Source organism: Mesorhizobium sp. B1-1-6, assembly GCF_006443035.1.
Classification (GTDB): Bacteria; Pseudomonadota; Alphaproteobacteria; order Rhizobiales; family Rhizobiaceae; genus Mesorhizobium.
The window spans coordinates 570,941-586,329 of sequence record NZ_VFWR01000001.1 but is presented as its reverse complement, the minus strand read 5'-3'; the positions used below and the strand labels follow the sequence as shown (position 1 = coordinate 586,329).

General features: G+C 63.2%; 16 protein-coding genes and 1 other RNA gene. 14 read left to right on the top strand and 3 right to left on the bottom strand.

Annotated features, from left to right (window positions below):
- Positions 1-2: 2 nt before the first annotated feature.
- A complete protein-coding gene (locus tag FJ979_RS03020; RefSeq protein WP_140495180.1) occupies positions 3-668 on the bottom strand; it encodes a class I SAM-dependent methyltransferase in 666 nt (221 codons plus the stop codon).
- Entirely contained in the window at positions 665-1,912 is a 1,248-nt protein-coding gene (locus FJ979_RS03015) for a DUF3419 family protein (protein ID WP_224680971.1), read from the bottom strand. The genes FJ979_RS03020 and FJ979_RS03015 overlap by 4 nt, the downstream gene beginning before the upstream one ends.
- A 235-nt stretch (positions 1,913-2,147) precedes the next feature.
- Here FJ979_RS03015 and FJ979_RS03010 point away from each other — a divergent pair, with 235 nt between their 5' ends.
- The 7 genes from FJ979_RS03010 (at position 2,148) to FJ979_RS02980 (ending at position 6,161) form a co-directional block, all read left to right on the top strand.
- Entirely contained in the window at positions 2,148-2,357 is a 210-nt protein-coding gene (locus tag FJ979_RS03010) for a hypothetical protein (RefSeq protein ID WP_140580019.1), read from the top strand.
- Positions 2,358-2,510: 153 nt separating this feature from the next.
- The gene (locus tag FJ979_RS03005; protein ID WP_140495186.1) at positions 2,511-3,230 is read left to right on the top strand and encodes a DnaJ family molecular chaperone; all 720 of its coding nucleotides are present in this window, start codon (positions 2,511-2,513) and stop codon (positions 3,228-3,230) included.
- Positions 3,227-3,982 (top strand): N-acetylmuramoyl-L-alanine amidase, encoded by a 756-nt coding sequence (locus tag FJ979_RS03000; RefSeq protein WP_140580018.1) that lies wholly within the window; start codon positions 3,227-3,229, stop codon positions 3,980-3,982. Before FJ979_RS03005 ends, FJ979_RS03000 begins: the two co-directional genes overlap by 4 nt.
- A gap of 211 nt (positions 3,983-4,193) precedes the next feature.
- Positions 4,194-4,910 (top strand): transglycosylase SLT domain-containing protein, encoded by a 717-nt coding sequence (locus FJ979_RS02995; protein ID WP_140580017.1) that lies wholly within the window; start codon positions 4,194-4,196, stop codon positions 4,908-4,910.
- Between the two features lie 65 nt (positions 4,911-4,975).
- Positions 4,976-5,385: RNase P RNA component class A (gene rnpB / locus FJ979_RS02990), an RNA gene on the top strand.
- Between the two features lie 171 nt (positions 5,386-5,556).
- Complete coding sequence (locus tag FJ979_RS02985; protein ID WP_140495192.1) at positions 5,557-5,832, top strand: type II toxin-antitoxin system ParD family antitoxin; 276 nt, start codon at positions 5,557-5,559, stop codon at positions 5,830-5,832.
- The gene (locus tag FJ979_RS02980) at positions 5,829-6,161 is read left to right on the top strand and encodes a type II toxin-antitoxin system RelE/ParE family toxin (RefSeq protein ID WP_140580016.1); all 333 of its coding nucleotides are present in this window, start codon (positions 5,829-5,831) and stop codon (positions 6,159-6,161) included. Before FJ979_RS02985 ends, FJ979_RS02980 begins: the two co-directional genes overlap by 4 nt.
- Positions 6,162-6,169: 8 nt before the next feature.
- On the opposite strand, the gene FJ979_RS02975 is transcribed toward FJ979_RS02980, so the two are convergent.
- Complete coding sequence (locus tag FJ979_RS02975) at positions 6,170-7,285, bottom strand: cystathionine gamma-lyase (protein ID WP_140516714.1); 1,116 nt, start codon at positions 7,283-7,285, stop codon at positions 6,170-6,172.
- A 408-nt stretch (positions 7,286-7,693) separates the two neighbouring features.
- On the opposite strand from FJ979_RS02975, the gene mraZ reads away from it, so the two are divergent.
- The 7 genes from mraZ to mraY are packed head-to-tail and all read left to right on the top strand — an operon-like array spanning position 7,694 to position 15,380.
- Positions 7,694-8,152, top strand: a complete 459-nt coding sequence (mraZ, locus tag FJ979_RS02970) for a division/cell wall cluster transcriptional repressor MraZ (protein WP_140580015.1) — start codon at positions 7,694-7,696, stop codon at positions 8,150-8,152.
- Positions 8,149-9,180, top strand: a complete 1,032-nt coding sequence (rsmH, locus tag FJ979_RS02965) for a 16S rRNA (cytosine(1402)-N(4))-methyltransferase RsmH (RefSeq protein WP_140580014.1) — start codon at positions 8,149-8,151, stop codon at positions 9,178-9,180. Before mraZ ends, rsmH begins: the two co-directional genes overlap by 4 nt.
- 4 nt (positions 9,181-9,184) lie before the next feature.
- Positions 9,185-9,580, top strand: a complete 396-nt coding sequence (locus tag FJ979_RS02960; RefSeq protein WP_140580013.1) for a hypothetical protein — start codon at positions 9,185-9,187, stop codon at positions 9,578-9,580.
- Positions 9,577-11,286, top strand: coding sequence for a penicillin-binding protein 2 (locus FJ979_RS02955; protein WP_140580012.1), 1,710 nt, complete (start codon positions 9,577-9,579; stop codon positions 11,284-11,286). Before FJ979_RS02960 ends, FJ979_RS02955 begins: the two co-directional genes overlap by 4 nt.
- A 54-nt stretch (positions 11,287-11,340) precedes the next feature.
- Positions 11,341-12,795 (top strand): UDP-N-acetylmuramoyl-L-alanyl-D-glutamate--2,6-diaminopimelate ligase, encoded by a 1,455-nt coding sequence (locus tag FJ979_RS02950; protein WP_140580011.1) that lies wholly within the window; start codon positions 11,341-11,343, stop codon positions 12,793-12,795.
- A complete protein-coding gene (locus tag FJ979_RS02945) occupies positions 12,792-14,273 on the top strand; it encodes a UDP-N-acetylmuramoylalanyl-D-glutamyl-2,6-diaminopimelate--D-alanyl-D-alanine ligase (protein ID WP_140580010.1) in 1,482 nt (493 codons plus the stop codon). Before FJ979_RS02950 ends, FJ979_RS02945 begins: the two co-directional genes overlap by 4 nt.
- A 24-nt stretch (positions 14,274-14,297) precedes the next feature.
- Positions 14,298-15,380 (top strand): phospho-N-acetylmuramoyl-pentapeptide-transferase, encoded by a 1,083-nt coding sequence (gene mraY / locus FJ979_RS02940; RefSeq protein WP_140495211.1) that lies wholly within the window; start codon positions 14,298-14,300, stop codon positions 15,378-15,380.
- Positions 15,381-15,389: the final 9 nt, after the last annotated feature.

Here is a 15,389-nt window from a genome sequence, read left to right as displayed (position 1 = left end):
AATCAGCTGCTCGGCCGGACCACCGCCAGCCAGGCGTAGCCGCGATAAAGTGTGCGGAAACGGAAGGTTGCGCCGATTTTTCGCGATTCCGATTCCAGCACCTCGCGCAACATTTCACGGGGCGTGACGTGGAATTTTCTGAGCCAGCCGCGAAGCAGGGTCCGAAACCAGTCCGGCAGGCCTTCCTGCTGGCCGAAGTCGACGATGTGCAGGGAACCGCCCGGAGCGAGCGTTGCCAGCGCGGCGGAGACCGTCTTTTCCCAGCCTGGGATCATCGACAATGAATAGGACACGAAGACACGGTCGAAGCTGTCGCGGCCGAACAGCGCCTTTGCGTCGAACTCCGTGGCGTCGCCCCTTGCCAGCATGACGCGATCGGACAGGCCTTCGCGGGCAATCGCGGTGCCCGCGGTCTCCAGCATCTCTGCCGAAATGTCGAGGCCATAGAAGCGCGCGCCGGGAAAGCTGCGGGCGGCGAGGATGATGTTTCGCCCGGTGCCGCAGCCGAGCTCCAGCACCGTGCCGCCCGGCGGAACGTCCAGCCCTGATATCAGCCGGTCGCGGCCGAGCAGATAATATTTGCGGGTCAGGTCGTAGATGTGACGCTGCCAGCGGTAGACACCGTCCATCAGTTCGGCGTGATTGGCCGGCAGCTCGGTAGTGCTCATGAGGCGCGCTTCACGTACAGATGAAAGCCGCCATAGATTGCCGAGCGGTCGCGGGTGGAGAATTCGCGCGAGGCATCGCTCTCGTAGCTCCACTGGTCGAGCAGGGAAGCGGAGACGCGGCCCGGCAGCAGACTTGGCTCGGCCGCAGTGCGGAAGATGACACGCGCGCCGGCGGAGGCGGTGCGGGTGATTTCCGACCACAGCGCATTGAGCTGGTCGTCGGTCATCCAGTCCTGCGCGTCGAGCAGGATGAAACGGTCGACGGAACCCGCGTCCTTGCCTGCCAGGAATTCGATCAGATTGGCATGATGAATGGCGACGCGGTCTACATTGCCGCGAATGGCCTCATAGTTCTGCCTTTCAAGATAGGCGGGCAGGGCGGCTTCGCCGGGTTGGGGGTAGCGCCTGGCAAAGGCTTGCCAAGCGAAATAGTTGTTTTTCAATGGAAAATCGCAGGCGAGCTTTTCCAGCCGGGCTTTCAGCACACTGGCCATGGTGCCGTCGCCGGACGTGATGAGAGAGTCATATTGCGCCGGCGGGATGCCGAGGCCGAACAGCGAGGCCTTGCGCGAGGTCGCCCATTTCAAAAGCGGCTTTTCGAACACCGGGGCCAGCTCCTGGTGGAAGAAGCGGCGCTGCTCGCCAATGTTCCTGGCCTGCATGATGCCGGCAGGGTCGACGCCGAAGAATTTAGCCGTGCGGTGGCCCATGGCGATGAACAGGCCAAGCAGGCCGGTCTGGTAGAAATTGCGGTCGAAGACGGCGATGCGCCTGATGCCGCGCCAGTTGCGGCGCTCCCAATAGTGGCGGCTGACAGGGTCGAGATGCGGCGCGATGAAGCGGTCGTAAGCCTGAGAATTGTGGTTGTTGCCGGCGGCACCGAAGAAGCGAAACAGGTCGCCCTGCGAAGGCAGGTGGCGCACCGCCTCCAGCTTCATGCGGTTCAAGGCTATGTGAGCGGCATTGAGATCGACGGCGTCGATCCTGGCCGGCGACCGGGTGAGATAGGCCAGGATATTGCAACCGCCGGAGGCAATAGTGACGACGCGGTGGCCTTCGCCAAGCTGCATTGCGTCCATGTCGACATCGGGATCTTCCCAGATCTGCGGATAGACCAGGCCCGAAAACAGGAAGGCGAACAGCCGTTCGGAAATTCCTGCCTTCGACAGGGGGCGGTTCTGGTAGACGGCTTTTCCAACTTCCTTGCCACGGCGAAAGATCAGATCTGCGGAAACGTCCGTCATGGCAAGGTGATTCCCCATTTGCTTTGCCGCAAGCGGGTAACGCCCGGCTATGACAGGTGGATGACAGCGATCCGCACAGGGGAGCGCAAAGCTGTTTCACCCCCGGGGAGGCGCAGGGGGAGGATGCGAGCGATGTTACATGCGGAAACGCATCGTTACGAAACCCATGGCTGAGTGATGCATTTCCTTCTCGACCGTTCACTGCAACGTGAGCGTGTGTTGAAGGAGAGATATCATGAAAAAACTCATTCTTGCGTCGGTGTCCGCGCTTGCGCTGCTCGGCGTCGCTGCATGCAGCGACAGCGGCACGGGGACGGATAACACCACCACCCAGAGCACCCATCCGCCGGCCGAGCAGCCAATGAAACCTGCGGCGCCCGCGGATAATTCGACCAAGCCTGCCGAGCCGGCTCCGGCAACGCCCGCTCCTGCGCCCGCGCAGTAGTCATTAGTACCTGTGTTCTGGCGAGGGCCGGCGTCTTGCCGGCCCTTCGCCCAGGCGGGTAGTGGTTCCGACACGAGTTCGATTGTCGTCGGAGGTATGATGCCGGCCGTTATTGGCTTGATAGCGGGGACCGGTTGGCTCTAAGAAGCGGCCATGTCGATTTGGGACCGCCTCGGCGACTTCATCACGCGGATTTCGTCCTCAGCCTCGTCGGGCGTCGCCGACGTGGTCGAGGCTGTACGCACCGTTTTTTCCGGCGATGCGGATTTGCGCCGTCGCGTCGCTTTCTCGGTGGCGATGATTGCGCTCTCGGCCAAGATGGCCAAGGCCGACGGGGTCGTCACCCAGGATGAGATACGCGCCTTCCAGGAAATATTCGAGGTGCCGCCAAAGGAGACGCGCAACGTGGCGCGGCTCTATGATCTGGCCAAACGTGACGTTGCCGGCTTCGAGACCTATGCCGAGCGCATGGCGCAGCTTTGTGGCTCCGGCCATTCGAACTGCATGATGCTGGAGGATATACTCGATGGCCTGTTCCACATCGCCAAGGCCGACGGGCTGATCCATGAGCGTGAAGGCCAGTTCCTGCACCGCATCGCCGAAATCTTCCGCATAGACGAGGTGCACTACGAGGCGATCCTTGCCAGGCACGTCAATCTTGGTGCGGCCGACCCCTATGTCGTGCTCGGCATCGAGCGCGGCAAGCCTTTCGAGGAGGTCAGGAAACGTTACCGCAAGCTGGTTTCCGACAATCATCCCGACCGGCTGATCGCGCGCGGCCTGCCGCAGGAATTCATCAAGATCGCGACGACGAGGCTCGCGGCGATCAACACCGCCTACGAGATGATCGAGCGGGGCCTGCGGCACGCATGAGCGGCTTCCTGCCCGACGAGCCGAGCGCCGAGGTCAGGGTATCGCCGAATTTCGGGCCACGGCGCGAGACACTGAAGCCCGACATGATCGTGCTGCACTATACCGGCATGCCGACAGGCGCCGGGGCCGAGGCGTGGCTGTGCGACCCGGCCAGCGAAGTCTCCTCGCACTATCTGGTGCATGAGAACGGCCATATCGTGCAGATGGTCCGGGAAAGCGACCGCGCCTGGCACGCTGGGAAGAGTTCGTGGTTCGGACGCACCGACATCAACTCCTGTTCCGTCGGCATCGAGATCGTCAACCCGGGGCATTCATTGGGTTATCCCGGTTTTCCCAAGCGACAGATCGATGCGGTGATCGGCTTGTGTGCCGGAATTGCCAGCCGGCATGCGATTGCCCCCCAGCGGGTGCTGGCGCACTCCGACGTGGCGCCGGGGCGCAAGATCGATCCGGGCGAGAAGTTTCCCTGGCGGGTCCTGTTCGAGGCCGGTATCGGCCACCTCGTGGCGGCGGCACCGGTCAGGCGGGGCGCCGTGCTGAAGGCCGGCGACGCCGGCGCCGATGTCGAGGCGATGCAATCGATGCTGGCGCTCTACGGCTATGGAGTCGAAATATCGGGTGTTTTCGACCAGCAGACGCGGGTCGTGGTCGAGGCTTTCCAGCGTCATTTCCGGCCACGCCGGATCGATGGAGTGGCGGACGGATCGACGATGCGCACGCTTCAACGGCTGCTCGCTTCCCACCCAACTTGACCCTGGGTCAGGATGCCGTCCAAGTAATGCTTTTCCGACATTAAGTTACAAACTGTCACTTAAAGTGACTTGCCCCGCCTTCATTGCGCGCAATTCGGGCTTCAAAGGGCGATCCGTACAGCTTGTCGGATGTCTAACCCCCCGGATGATCCGACATTAATCAAGCAATGCCGCGCGGAAATCTTCGCGCGTTCAGACAGAACAGGATCACATGCAGAAATTGACCGTTGTAACGGCAGCTCTTGCTGCCGGCGTAATGACTTTTGCCTTCGGGGCGGCGAGCGCCGCGCCGCTGAGCCCACGGGCCGATCAGGGGCTCGTCGCAGCGACCGCCAAGGGCAAGGCCATTTCGGCCAAAAGCAGCAAGGATGTGAGGGCGGCGAAGCGGTCTTCCGCGAAAGTGGAGAAGGCGAGCTGGACCAAGGCCAAGAAGCCGAGCACAAAACAGAAGACCAGGCGAGGCCGCAAGGCCGTTGATAAAACGACGACGGCATCGATCGGGATCAAGGAAGCAGTGGCCTCGACGGCAGCGGTGGCCAGTGGCGATCAGTATTCGGCCATCGTGGCGCGTTACGCCGCAAGCTATGGCGTGCCGGCGTCGCTCGCTCACGCCGTGATCAAGATCGAGAGCAACTATCGGCCGAACCTCGTCGGCGGCGCCGGCGAAATCGGCTTGATGCAGATCAAGCCGGCGACGGCGCGGATGATGGGCTATAGCGGCTCGGCCAATGGGCTCTTCAATCCGGACACCAACATCAAATACGGCATGAAGTATCTTGCCATGGCGCGGGATCTCGGCGGCGGCACGACGTGCGGCACGATCCTGAAATACAATGCCGGCCACGGCGCCACCCGAATGAACCCGGTCTCGGCCGCCTATTGCAGCAAGGTCAAGGTGCAACTGGCGGCTGTCGGGTCGCCGGCGTGACAAGAACCGGTCGTAACCGGCTTTTTTGGTTGCGTTTTGTGGCGTGAACCCCTTTATACGCCTGGCCAGCTGGCCGGGCGGCCGCACCAGCAAAAGCCGAAAGGCCGCGGGTGAGGAAAGTCCGGGCTCCATGGAGACACGGTGCCGGCTAATGGCCGGCGGGGGCGACCCCAGGGAAAGTGCCACAGAAAGCAAACCGCCACGACTTGGCTTTGCCGGGTCGGGGCAAGGGTGAAAGGGTGGAGTAAGAGCCCACCGCGCGACTGGCAACAGGAGCGGCACGGTAAACCCCACCGGGAGCAAGACCGAATAGGGGCGGTGCGAGGGGAAACCCTCGAGGGCTGTTTCCGGCTCACCGTCCGGGTAGGTTGCGTGAGGCGCATGGCAATATGCGCCCAAGATGAATGGCCGCCACGTTCTCGCGCCGCAAGGGGCGAGGGCCATACAGAACCCGGCTTATAGGCCAGCTGGCAGTTTTTCTCCGCGATATCGGCCTTTGCGATCAGCAGGTTGCGCCCTGGGGCGCGCCTGTTGATTCAACGGCTTTTTTGTCGCCTGCCAATCTGCATCCACGGCCGCAGGGGACTTTCTTGAATTCGGTACGATTAAATCGTACCATGCTTCAGCAAGTGGACGAGGAGCGGTCATGGGACAGGTCGATAAACGCAGCATCACCCTCTCGCCGGAACTGGCGGCGGCGGTCGACGATGTGGTCGCCGCTGGTGAATATGCTTCGGCTAGCGAGGTGATCCGCGATGCGCTCCGGCAATGGAAGGATCGGCGCGACCTCTTCGGCTATACGGTCGAGGAGTTGCGGAGGTTAGTTCAGGAAGGGATCGACAGCGGACCGGGACGATTTGAATCGATGGACGAAATCAAGGCCGAGGCGCGGAGACGCCTGCGATCTGACGACGCAGGATGAATTTGCTCCCCATCGTCCGGAACGCGCGCGCCGAAGACGATCTGATCATGATCTGGCTGCATATTGCGAGCGACAGCGAGGCCGCAGCCGACCGGCTGCTCGACCGCATCGAGGCGCGGTGGCAGCAACTGGCTACCTATCCTTTCTCAGGCGCGCCACGAGACGATATCGCACCGGGTGTTCGCCATCTGGTCGTCGGCAATTATCTCACCCTGTATCGAGTCAGGGGCGATTATCTCACCCTGTATCGAGTCAGGGGCGATGCGATCGAAATCCTTCGCGTGCTGCACGGCCATCGCAACTTCGGAACCGACGACCTCGGTTCGTAACCGATTTGTCAGTCGCCGATCCTGTCCAGCGACGCCTCGATCGCCGCCCAAAGCTCTTCAACTGGTTCGCAGCCGACTGAGAGGCGGACGAAGCCGGCTGGAACCGCATCGCCTCGTTTCGAACGCCGCTCAGCGGAGGTGTGGACGCCGCCGAAGGATGTCGCGGCCTGCATCAATTCGCAGTTGTTGATGAAATCCTCGGCCTTCTGCTCCGAAGCGAGTTCGAAGGAAACAAGGAAGCCGAAGCGTTCCATCTGGGCACGGGCAAGATTGTGCGAAGGATCGCCTTCCAGGCCGGGATAGCGCAGGCCCGTGATCGCCGGGTGACCTTGCAGGCGCCGCGCGATCACTTCCGCCGAGGAGCACATGCGGTCGAAGCGCACATCGAGCGTTTCGAGGCCACGATGCACAAGCCACGCTTCGAACGGCCCTGGAATGCCGCCGGACGTTTCGCGCCAATCCGTCACCGCGGCGATGATGTCGGCGTTGCGGCTCGCGACGTGGCCGAACAGCACGTCGGAGTGGCCGTTGGGCGCCTTAGTGTCCGCGGCGATGACAATATCCGCGCCATGGTCGAGCGGGCGCTGGCCGAAAGGCGTCATGGTCGTATTATCAACGACAAGCAGTGCGCCCGCTTTGTGTGCGGCCGCGGCCACCGCCGCGATATCGCATATGTCCAGCCCCGGATTAGCGGGCGTCTCTACGAAAGCGAGACGATAGCCTTCGAAACCGCCATCGAGGAAGGTCGAGGTTGGCCTCACATCGTAGGCGATGCCGAGTGGTTTCAAGAAGCGTTCGGCCAGTGCCCTTGTCGTGTGATAGCCATCCGAAGGCAGAAGAATGCGGTCGCCGGTCTTGAGGACAGCGAAAAATGCCGCCGAAATCGCCGCCATTCCGGAAGGAAAGGCGACGCAGGGCGCGTCTTCCAGATGCGCCAGCATATGTTCTACCGCATCCCAGGTCGGATTGCTGAAACGGCCATACTGGTTGAAACCAGTGGCGTCGCCAGGCGCGTGAAAGATGGCAGCCATGGTGAGTGGCAGGGGGATGGAATCGCCGACGGCAAGTGCGTTGCGACGGAGGTGGGCAAGAGCCGCGGCGCGCGACCGTGCTGTTTCAGACATCGACATTCCAACCCTCTTGGTGACCCTGGACGTGTGGTGAGACGCTATGCCCGGCAACAGCTCGCGACAAGGCGCGTCCGGTTGGGCCAAGCGGCTCTAAACGCTTCGTTAGGCTTAATGATCCATAAAGACGAGACGTGTTTTCAAAGCCGCTTCCATCGGTCGCGACTGCATGTTGTGAAGCCTGTTCCCGTTGACGCCCATAACACCCCATGATATCCCATATCGATACCAAAGCCTTCGTTCCGCGTCAGAGTGAAGCGTACGCCAATCGGGCAGCCGCGGCGGCTGCGCGTTTGCCGGTTTTCGCCCCTGTCACGGAGGCGGGTTCAGGGCAGGGAACGCGTAGCGGTGGCGCGTGCAACACGACGAAGAGGGGTGCGGCGGCGCAAGCGGCCGTGACGTGTGATGGACCGGTTTCTGTCGAACACGGTGAGCAGGATCGATGCGAAGGGGCGGGTGTCCGTTCCTGCGCATTTTCGCGCCGTCGTTCAGAAACGCGGCTATTCGGATCTCTACGCGCTGCGTTGCCTGGATCTGCCGGCCATGGATGTCGGCGGGCCCGACCTGCTCGACCGCTACGAGCAGCGCATCGCGCTCGAGGATCCGTTCCAGCAGACGGCGGACGACATGTCGTTCTTCTGCCATGGCGACGGAACATTCCTGAAGCTGGACCAGGATGGTCGCATCACGATCAGCGACTTCATCCGCGAACATGCCGGCCTTTCGGCGGAAGTAGCCTTTGTCGGGCGCGGCAATTTCTTTCAGATCTGGGAGCCGGGACGGCTTGCGGCCTACGGAGCGCAGGCGCGGGCCCGGCTTTTGCAGCTTCGGCAGGGGACGAATCCTGGGGAGCGACCGGAATGACGGTGGGCCACGGCGATGATATCAACGCCGTTGGCGGACCGGCCCGCCACATTCCGGTCCTCCTTGCCGAAGTGTTGCAGGCGCTCTCGCCAGCGGAAGGGGACGTCATCGTCGACGGCACGTTCGGCGCCGGCGGCTACACCAAGGCCATCCTGGCGGCCGGCGCGTCCGTGGTTGCCATTGATCGCGATCCGGATGCCATAGCGGCCGGTCGCAATCTCGAAGCCCAATCAGGCGGCCGCCTGCGATTGGTGCAGGCGCCATTCTCGATGCTGGATCAGCATGTCGAAAGTGCCCACGGCGTCGTGCTCGACATCGGCGTTTCCTCGATGCAGCTCGACCAGGCGGAGCGCGGGTTTTCGTTCCGCGCCGATGGGCCTCTCGACATGCGTATGGCGCAGGCGGGCCTCAGCGCCGCAGATGTCGTCAACAACTTCAAGCCGGGCGATCTTGCCCGCATCTTCGGCTTCCTCGGGGAGGAGCGCCACGCCGGGCGCATCGCGCGCATGATCGAAGCGCGTCGCGAAAAGCGTCCGTTCGAGCGCACGCTGGAGCTTGCCGACGCCATCGAGACGCATATCGGCCGGGCGCCGAAGGACAAGATCCATCCCGCCACCCGCGTCTTTCAGGCGCTGCGCATCTTCGTCAATGACGAGCTCGGTGAGTTGGCCAAGGCGCTGTTCGCCGCCGAGCGGGCGCTGAAGCCGGGCGGACGACTTGCCGTGGTGACATTCCATTCGCTGGAGGACCGCATCGTCAAGCGCTTCATTGCCGATCGCTCCGACGCCGCGAGCGGCTCGCGCCACATGCCGGAGGCACGGGCACGCAGTGCCACCTTCAGCAAGTCCGGCGGCGGCGTGACGCCGGGTGATGCCGAGACTGCGGCCAACCCGCGCGCCCGCTCGGCAAGGCTGCGCGCCGCCATCCGCACCGATGCGCCGGCGCGTGCCGTCGATTTTTCGATTTTCGGCCTTCCAAAACTTCCCGGCCCAAAACTTCCCGGCATCGAGCGGCCGGGGGAGAGGTAAGCACGTGTTTCGTTCCAGCGACATCGTCCTCATCGCCGTCATGGTCTCGGCGGCGGCCCTGACCTACAAAACCAAGCGCGAGGCCGAGGACCAATTGGCAGCCGTGCAGAAAATCCATGCTGAAATACGGTACGAGGAGGACACGATCGACCTGCTCAAGGCTGACTGGAGCCTGCTCACCCAGCCGTCGCGGCTACAGAAGCTCGCCGAACTCTACAAGTCGCAGCTTGAACTGGAGCCGGTCAGCGCGCACCAGATCGTCGGCCTAGGCGACCTGCCAGCCAAAGCCCTCGACATCCAGGACATCCTGAACGGGCGCCAAGGCGGCATGGCAGACAATTCCGGCAACACACCCTCGGACGGCAAGGATCCCATCGTGACCGGAGGCATCGCCCAATGATCGGCAAACTGCTGAAACGTCGCCCCAGGGCCAGCGAAGACGGTTCGATCGTGGTCGATGGCGCCCGCAAGGCGACCGGAGGCAAGGGCAAGGCGCGCATCGTCATGACGATGGCGGTGTTCTTCGGCATCTTCTCGATCATTTCCGGGCGGCTGGTCTATCTCGGCTTCCAGACCCCCGACATGTCGGGCGGCCCGCAGAGCCGGGTGACGGCCTCGCGGCCCGACATTGTCGATCGCAACGGCGAGGTGCTGGCGACGGACATCAAGACGGCATCGCTGTTTGCAGAGCCGCGCCGCATCGTCGACGCCGACGAGGCGATCGAAAAGCTGTCGACGGTGCTGCCGGAGATCGATTACGAGCAGACGTATCATAAGCTGAAGAGCGGCGCCGGCTTCGTCTGGTTGCAGCGGCAGCTGACCCCCAAGCAGCAGGCCGACATCATGCAACTCGGCATTCCCGGTTTCGGCTTCCGCACCGAGAAGCGCCGTTTCTACCCCAGTGGTGAAACCTCGTCCTACATTGTCGGCCTGACCAATATCGACAATCAAGGCATCTCCGGCATGGAGAAATATATCGACGAGCAGGGCCTGAGCGATCTGCAGGCGTCGGGCCTGGCGGTGGCGAAGGATCTCAAGCCGGTGAAGCTCTCGATCGATCTGCGCGTCCAGCATGTGGTGCGCGACGAGATTGCCGCCGGCCTGGAGCGCTATCGCGCCATGGGCGCGGGCGCCGTCGTGCTCAACGTCAAGACCGGCGAAGTGGTGGCCATGGCCTCGGTGCCGGATTTTGATCCGAACAATCCCTACAATGCACAAGACAAGGACCGGCTGAACCGGATGTCGGCGGGGCTCTATGAGATGGGCTCGACCTTCAAGAGCTTCACATCGGCCATGGCGCTCGATTCCGGCAAGGCGACGATGGCGAGCCGCTTCGACGCTTCGCATCCAATCCGGGTCGGCCATCAGGCCATTCACGATTTCCACGGCAAGAACCGCGTGCTGTCGTTGCCGGAGGTGTTCCTCTATTCATCCAACATCGGATCGGCCAGGGAGGCCGAACTGGTCGGCATCGAGGCGCACCGCGAATTCCTGCATCGTCTTGGCATCTTGGACAAGATGCAGACCGAACTGCCGGAAGTTGCCCGTCCGACTGAGCCGAAGGTCTGGAAACAGGTCAACTCGTTCACCATCGCCTTCGGTCATGGCGTGTCGACGACACCGTTGCAGGCGGCTGTCGGCTGCGCGGCGCTGATCAATGGCGGATATCTGATGGAGCCGACATTCCTGATCCGCAGCCAGCAGGACGCGATGGCGGCGGCCAAGAAAGTGGTAGCCGACAAAACGGTCGAGGGCATGCGCTATCTCTACATGCTCAACGCCGAGAAGGGCTCGGCCAGAAATGCCAGGGTCCCCGGCTATCGCGTTGGCGGCAAGACCGGAACAGCCGAGAAGGTCATCAATGGCCGCTACTCGAAGGAGTTGAATTTCAATACGTTCGTCGCCGCATTCCCGATGGACGATCCGCAATATCTCGTGTTTACGATTGCCGATGCTCCGCACCCGGAAAAGCCGGGCATGACGGACGTCGCGGCCGCGAATGCCGGGGTCATGGCCGGCAATATCATCAGGCGTTCCGCGGCCATGCTTGGCGTGAAGCCAGATTTCAGCCATGAAAATGGTGCAACGCTGGTTTCCTATCAATGATTCTTAGGGCGCGCCGGCAACTGCGCGCTATTTTGTTGCGGTGAACGGAACTCGATGAAGCTCAAAAATCTAACCGGTATCCTGCCAGTCGAAGGAACAGCTTCCGTCGATCTGGAGGTTACCGGCATCTCTTCGGATTCCCGCCAGGTAAAACCCGGCGTCGTCTTTTTCGCGCTCGCTGGAAGCAAGGCGGATGGCGCCGCCTATGCCGCGGACGCCGCCGCACGAGGGGCTGCCGCCATCGTCGCGGGCAAGGACAGCGCCCTTGGGGGACTGCCGGTTCCAGTGTTGGCCGTCGATGACCCGCGCCTGGCGCTGGCCCTGAGCGCGGCCCGTTATTTCGGCAAACAGCCGCAGACGATGGTGGCCGTCACCGGCACCAGCGGCAAGACCTCGGTCGCCGCTTTCGTCAGGCAGATCTGGGAGCAGGCCGGCTTTGCCGCGGCCTCGATCGGCACCACCGGCGTGGTGGCGCCGGGCCGCAACGATTATGGCTCGCTGACGACGCCAGATCCCGTCGCCTTGCATCAGCTGTTGCTTGAACTGGCGGACGCCGGCGTCACCCATGCCTCCATGGAGGCCTCCAGCCATGGTCTCGACCAGCGCCGTCTCGACGGCGTCAGGCTGGCCGCCGGCGGCTTCACCAATCTCGGCCGCGACCACATGGACTACCATCCGACGGTCGAGGACTATCACCGGGCCAAGCTGCGTCTGTTTGATGCGCTGCTGCCGAAGGGCGCGCCGGCCGTGATCTTCGCCGACGATCCGTGGTCGGCGCCAACCATCCAGGCGGCGAAGGCCGCAAGGCTCGGCGTGCTGACGGTCGGCCGCCACGGCGATTTCCTGACGCTGAAGCGGGTCGAGCATGAGCGCCACCGCCAACGTGCCGAGGTCGAGGCCGACGGGATGCTCTACGAGATCGACCTGCCGCTGGCCGGCGATTTCCAGATAGCCAACGCGCTGGTTTCGGCCGGGCTTGCCATCTCCACGGGAACGCCAGTCGCCAAGGCCTTGAAGGCATTGGAAAAACTCAAGGGCGCACCCGGCCGGCTCGACCTTGTCGGGACGACTGCAAACGGCGCGCCGGTCTATGTCGATTATGCGCATAAGCCGGACGCGCTGGAAAACGTGCTTGCCTCGGTGCGCCCGTTCACTACCGGCCGGGTCATCGTCGTGTTCGGCTGCGGCGGCGACCGCGATCGCGGCAAGCGGACGATCATGGGCGAGATCGCGACGCGGCTCGCCGACGTCGTCATCGTCACCGACGACAATCCGCGCTCGGAAGTGCCGGAGACGATCCGGGCCGCGATCCTTGCCGCCGCTCCCGGCGCGATCGAGATCGGTGACCGGCGCGCGGCGATCCACGAGGCCGTTGCCATGTTGCATGCCGGGGACACGCTGATCGTGGCCGGCAAGGGTCATGAGGAAGGCCAGACGATCGGCACCGAGACCCTGCATTTCTCCGACCACGAAGAAGTCCGTGCCGCGCTGCTGGAGCGTGCCGCATGAATTTGCTGTGGACATCCGAGACGCTGGTCGCCGCCATGGACGGACGACCGATCGGACCGATGCCGGACGGCGTATCGGGCATTTCGATCGACAGCCGCAGCCTTCAGCCGGGCGACGCCTTCTTCGCCATCAAGGGCGAGGCGATGGACGGCCATGATTTCGCGACCGCCGCCATCAAGGCCGGAGCCGGGGTGCTGGTCGTGGCCGAAGGCAAGCTGCCGTCGCTTGGCCGGCTGACGGCGCCGATGATCGTCGTCGAGGACGTGCTGGTGGCGCTGGAAAAGCTCGGTGTCGCATCGCGGGACCGTTCCCGGGCCAAGATCATCGCGGTGACCGGTTCGGCGGGCAAGACGACCACCAAGGAAGCGCTGCGCCACGTGCTGTCGGCGGTCGGCAAGGTGCATGCCTCGGCGCAGTCGTTCAACAACCATTGGGGCGTGCCGCTCACCTTGGCGCGCATGCCGGCCGATTGCGACTATGCCGTGTTCGAGATCGGCATGAACCATCCCGACGAGATCAGGCCGCTGGTCAAGATGGTAAGGCCGCATGTCGCCATCGTCACCATGATCGCGGCGGCGCATCTCGGCTTCTTCCGCAATCTGGACGAGATCGCCAAGGCGAAGGCCGAAATTTTCGAAGGGCTGGAACCTGGCGGCGCGGCGATCCTCAACCGCGACGACGCGCGTTTCAAGCTTCTCGACAAGATGGCGCACGCCGCCGGCGTCGAGCATGTCTATGGGTTCGGCGAGCACGCGCGCTCAACCTTCAGACTGGTCAAATGCGAGGTCCATGCCGATCATTCCGACATTGCCGCCAGGATCGGCGGTCACGAGGTGACGGCTCGCATCGGCGCGCCCGGCCGCCACATGGTGCAGAACATTCTGGCGGTCCTCGGCGCGGCCCGTCTGGTCGGCGCCGATCTCGACAAGGTTGCCCTGGCGCTGGCCGATCTCTCGGCCGAGCGCGGCCGCGGCAAACGCTATGTGCTGCGTCATCCCGGTGGCTCGACTTCGAGCCATCCCGGTGGCCCGACTTCAAGCCACCCCGGTGGACCGATCACGCTGATCGACGAAAGCTACAACGCCAACCCCGCCTCGATGGCGGCCGCCATGGCGCTGCTCAACGCGACGCCGGTGACGGGCGAAGGCCGCCGCATCGCCGTGCTGGGCGATATGCTGGAGCTCGGCGAGTATTCGGCCAAGCTGCATGCTGCACTTGCCGGTCTCATCGTCGGCACCGGCACGCAGACCGTCTTTCTCGGCGGTCCGGAGATGCGGGCGCTGGCGGAAGCGCTGCCGGGCGAGATCAGGACAGAATACCGCGCCAACGTCGAGGAATTGAAGCCGGTTCTGTTTGCCGCACTGAAGCCAGGCGACGTGGTGATGATCAAATCGTCGAAGGGCATCGGCTTTGCAAAGCTGGTCGATGCGTTGCTGGGCAAGTTCCCGGCTGAAACGACAATCGGCAAACAGACCTAGGGTCAAGTCGGGGACGAAAAGCGCATGTTCACACTGCTCGTCGATTTCGCGGACAAGATCTCGGTCTTCAATGTCTTCCGCTACATCACTTTCCGCACGGGCGGGGCGCTGATCACCTCGGCGCTGATCGTCTTCATCTTCGGGCCGACCATCATAAATTCGCTCAGGTTGCGCCAGGGCAAGGGTCAGCCGATCCGCGCCGACGGGCCGCAGACCCATTTCAAGAAGGCCGGCACGCCGACCATGGGCGGCCTGATGATCCTGTCCGGCATCATCGGCTCATCGTTGCTATGGGCGAACCTGTCGAGCATCTATGTCTGGGTGGTGTTGCTGGTGACGCTGGGCTTCGGCTCGATCGGCTTCTACGACGACTATCTGAAGGTGACGAAGCAGTCGCATCTCGGCTTTTCCGGCAAGGCGCGGCTGGCGCTCGAATTCGTCATCGCCGGCATCGCCGCCTGGGCGATCATGCATAATGGCCAGGCGCCGTTCTCCTCGTCGCTGACATTCCCCTTCGCCAAGGAATTCCTGATCAATCTCGGCTGGTTCTTCGTCCCGTTCTCCTGCTTCGTCATCGTGGGGGCGGGCAATGCGGTGAACCTCACCGACGGCCTGGATGGCCTGGCCATCGTGCCGATCATGATCGCGGCGGCGTCCTTCGGCGTCATTGCCTATCTCTCCGGCAATGCCGTATTCGCCGAGTATTTGCAGATCCATTTCGTGCCCGGCACCGGCGAACTGGCTGTTGTGCTAGGCGCGGTCATCGGCGCCGGCCTCGGCTTTCTCTGGTTCAACGCGCCGCCGGCGGCGATCTTCATGGGCGACACCGGCTCGCTGGCCATGGGCGGGCTGATCGGCACCGTTGCGGTCGCCACCAAGCACGAGATCGTGCTGGTCATCGTCGGCGGGCTGTTCGTGGTCGAGATCCTGTCCGTCATCATCCAGGTCGGCTACTTCAAGATGACCGGCAAGCGTGTGTTCCTGATGGCGCCGATCCATCACCACTTCGAAAAGCTCGGCTGGACCGAAAGCCAGGTGGTGATCCGCTTCTGGATCATCGCCGTCATCCTGGCGCTGGTCGGCCTTTCCACCCTCAAGCTCAGATAGGCGCGCCCC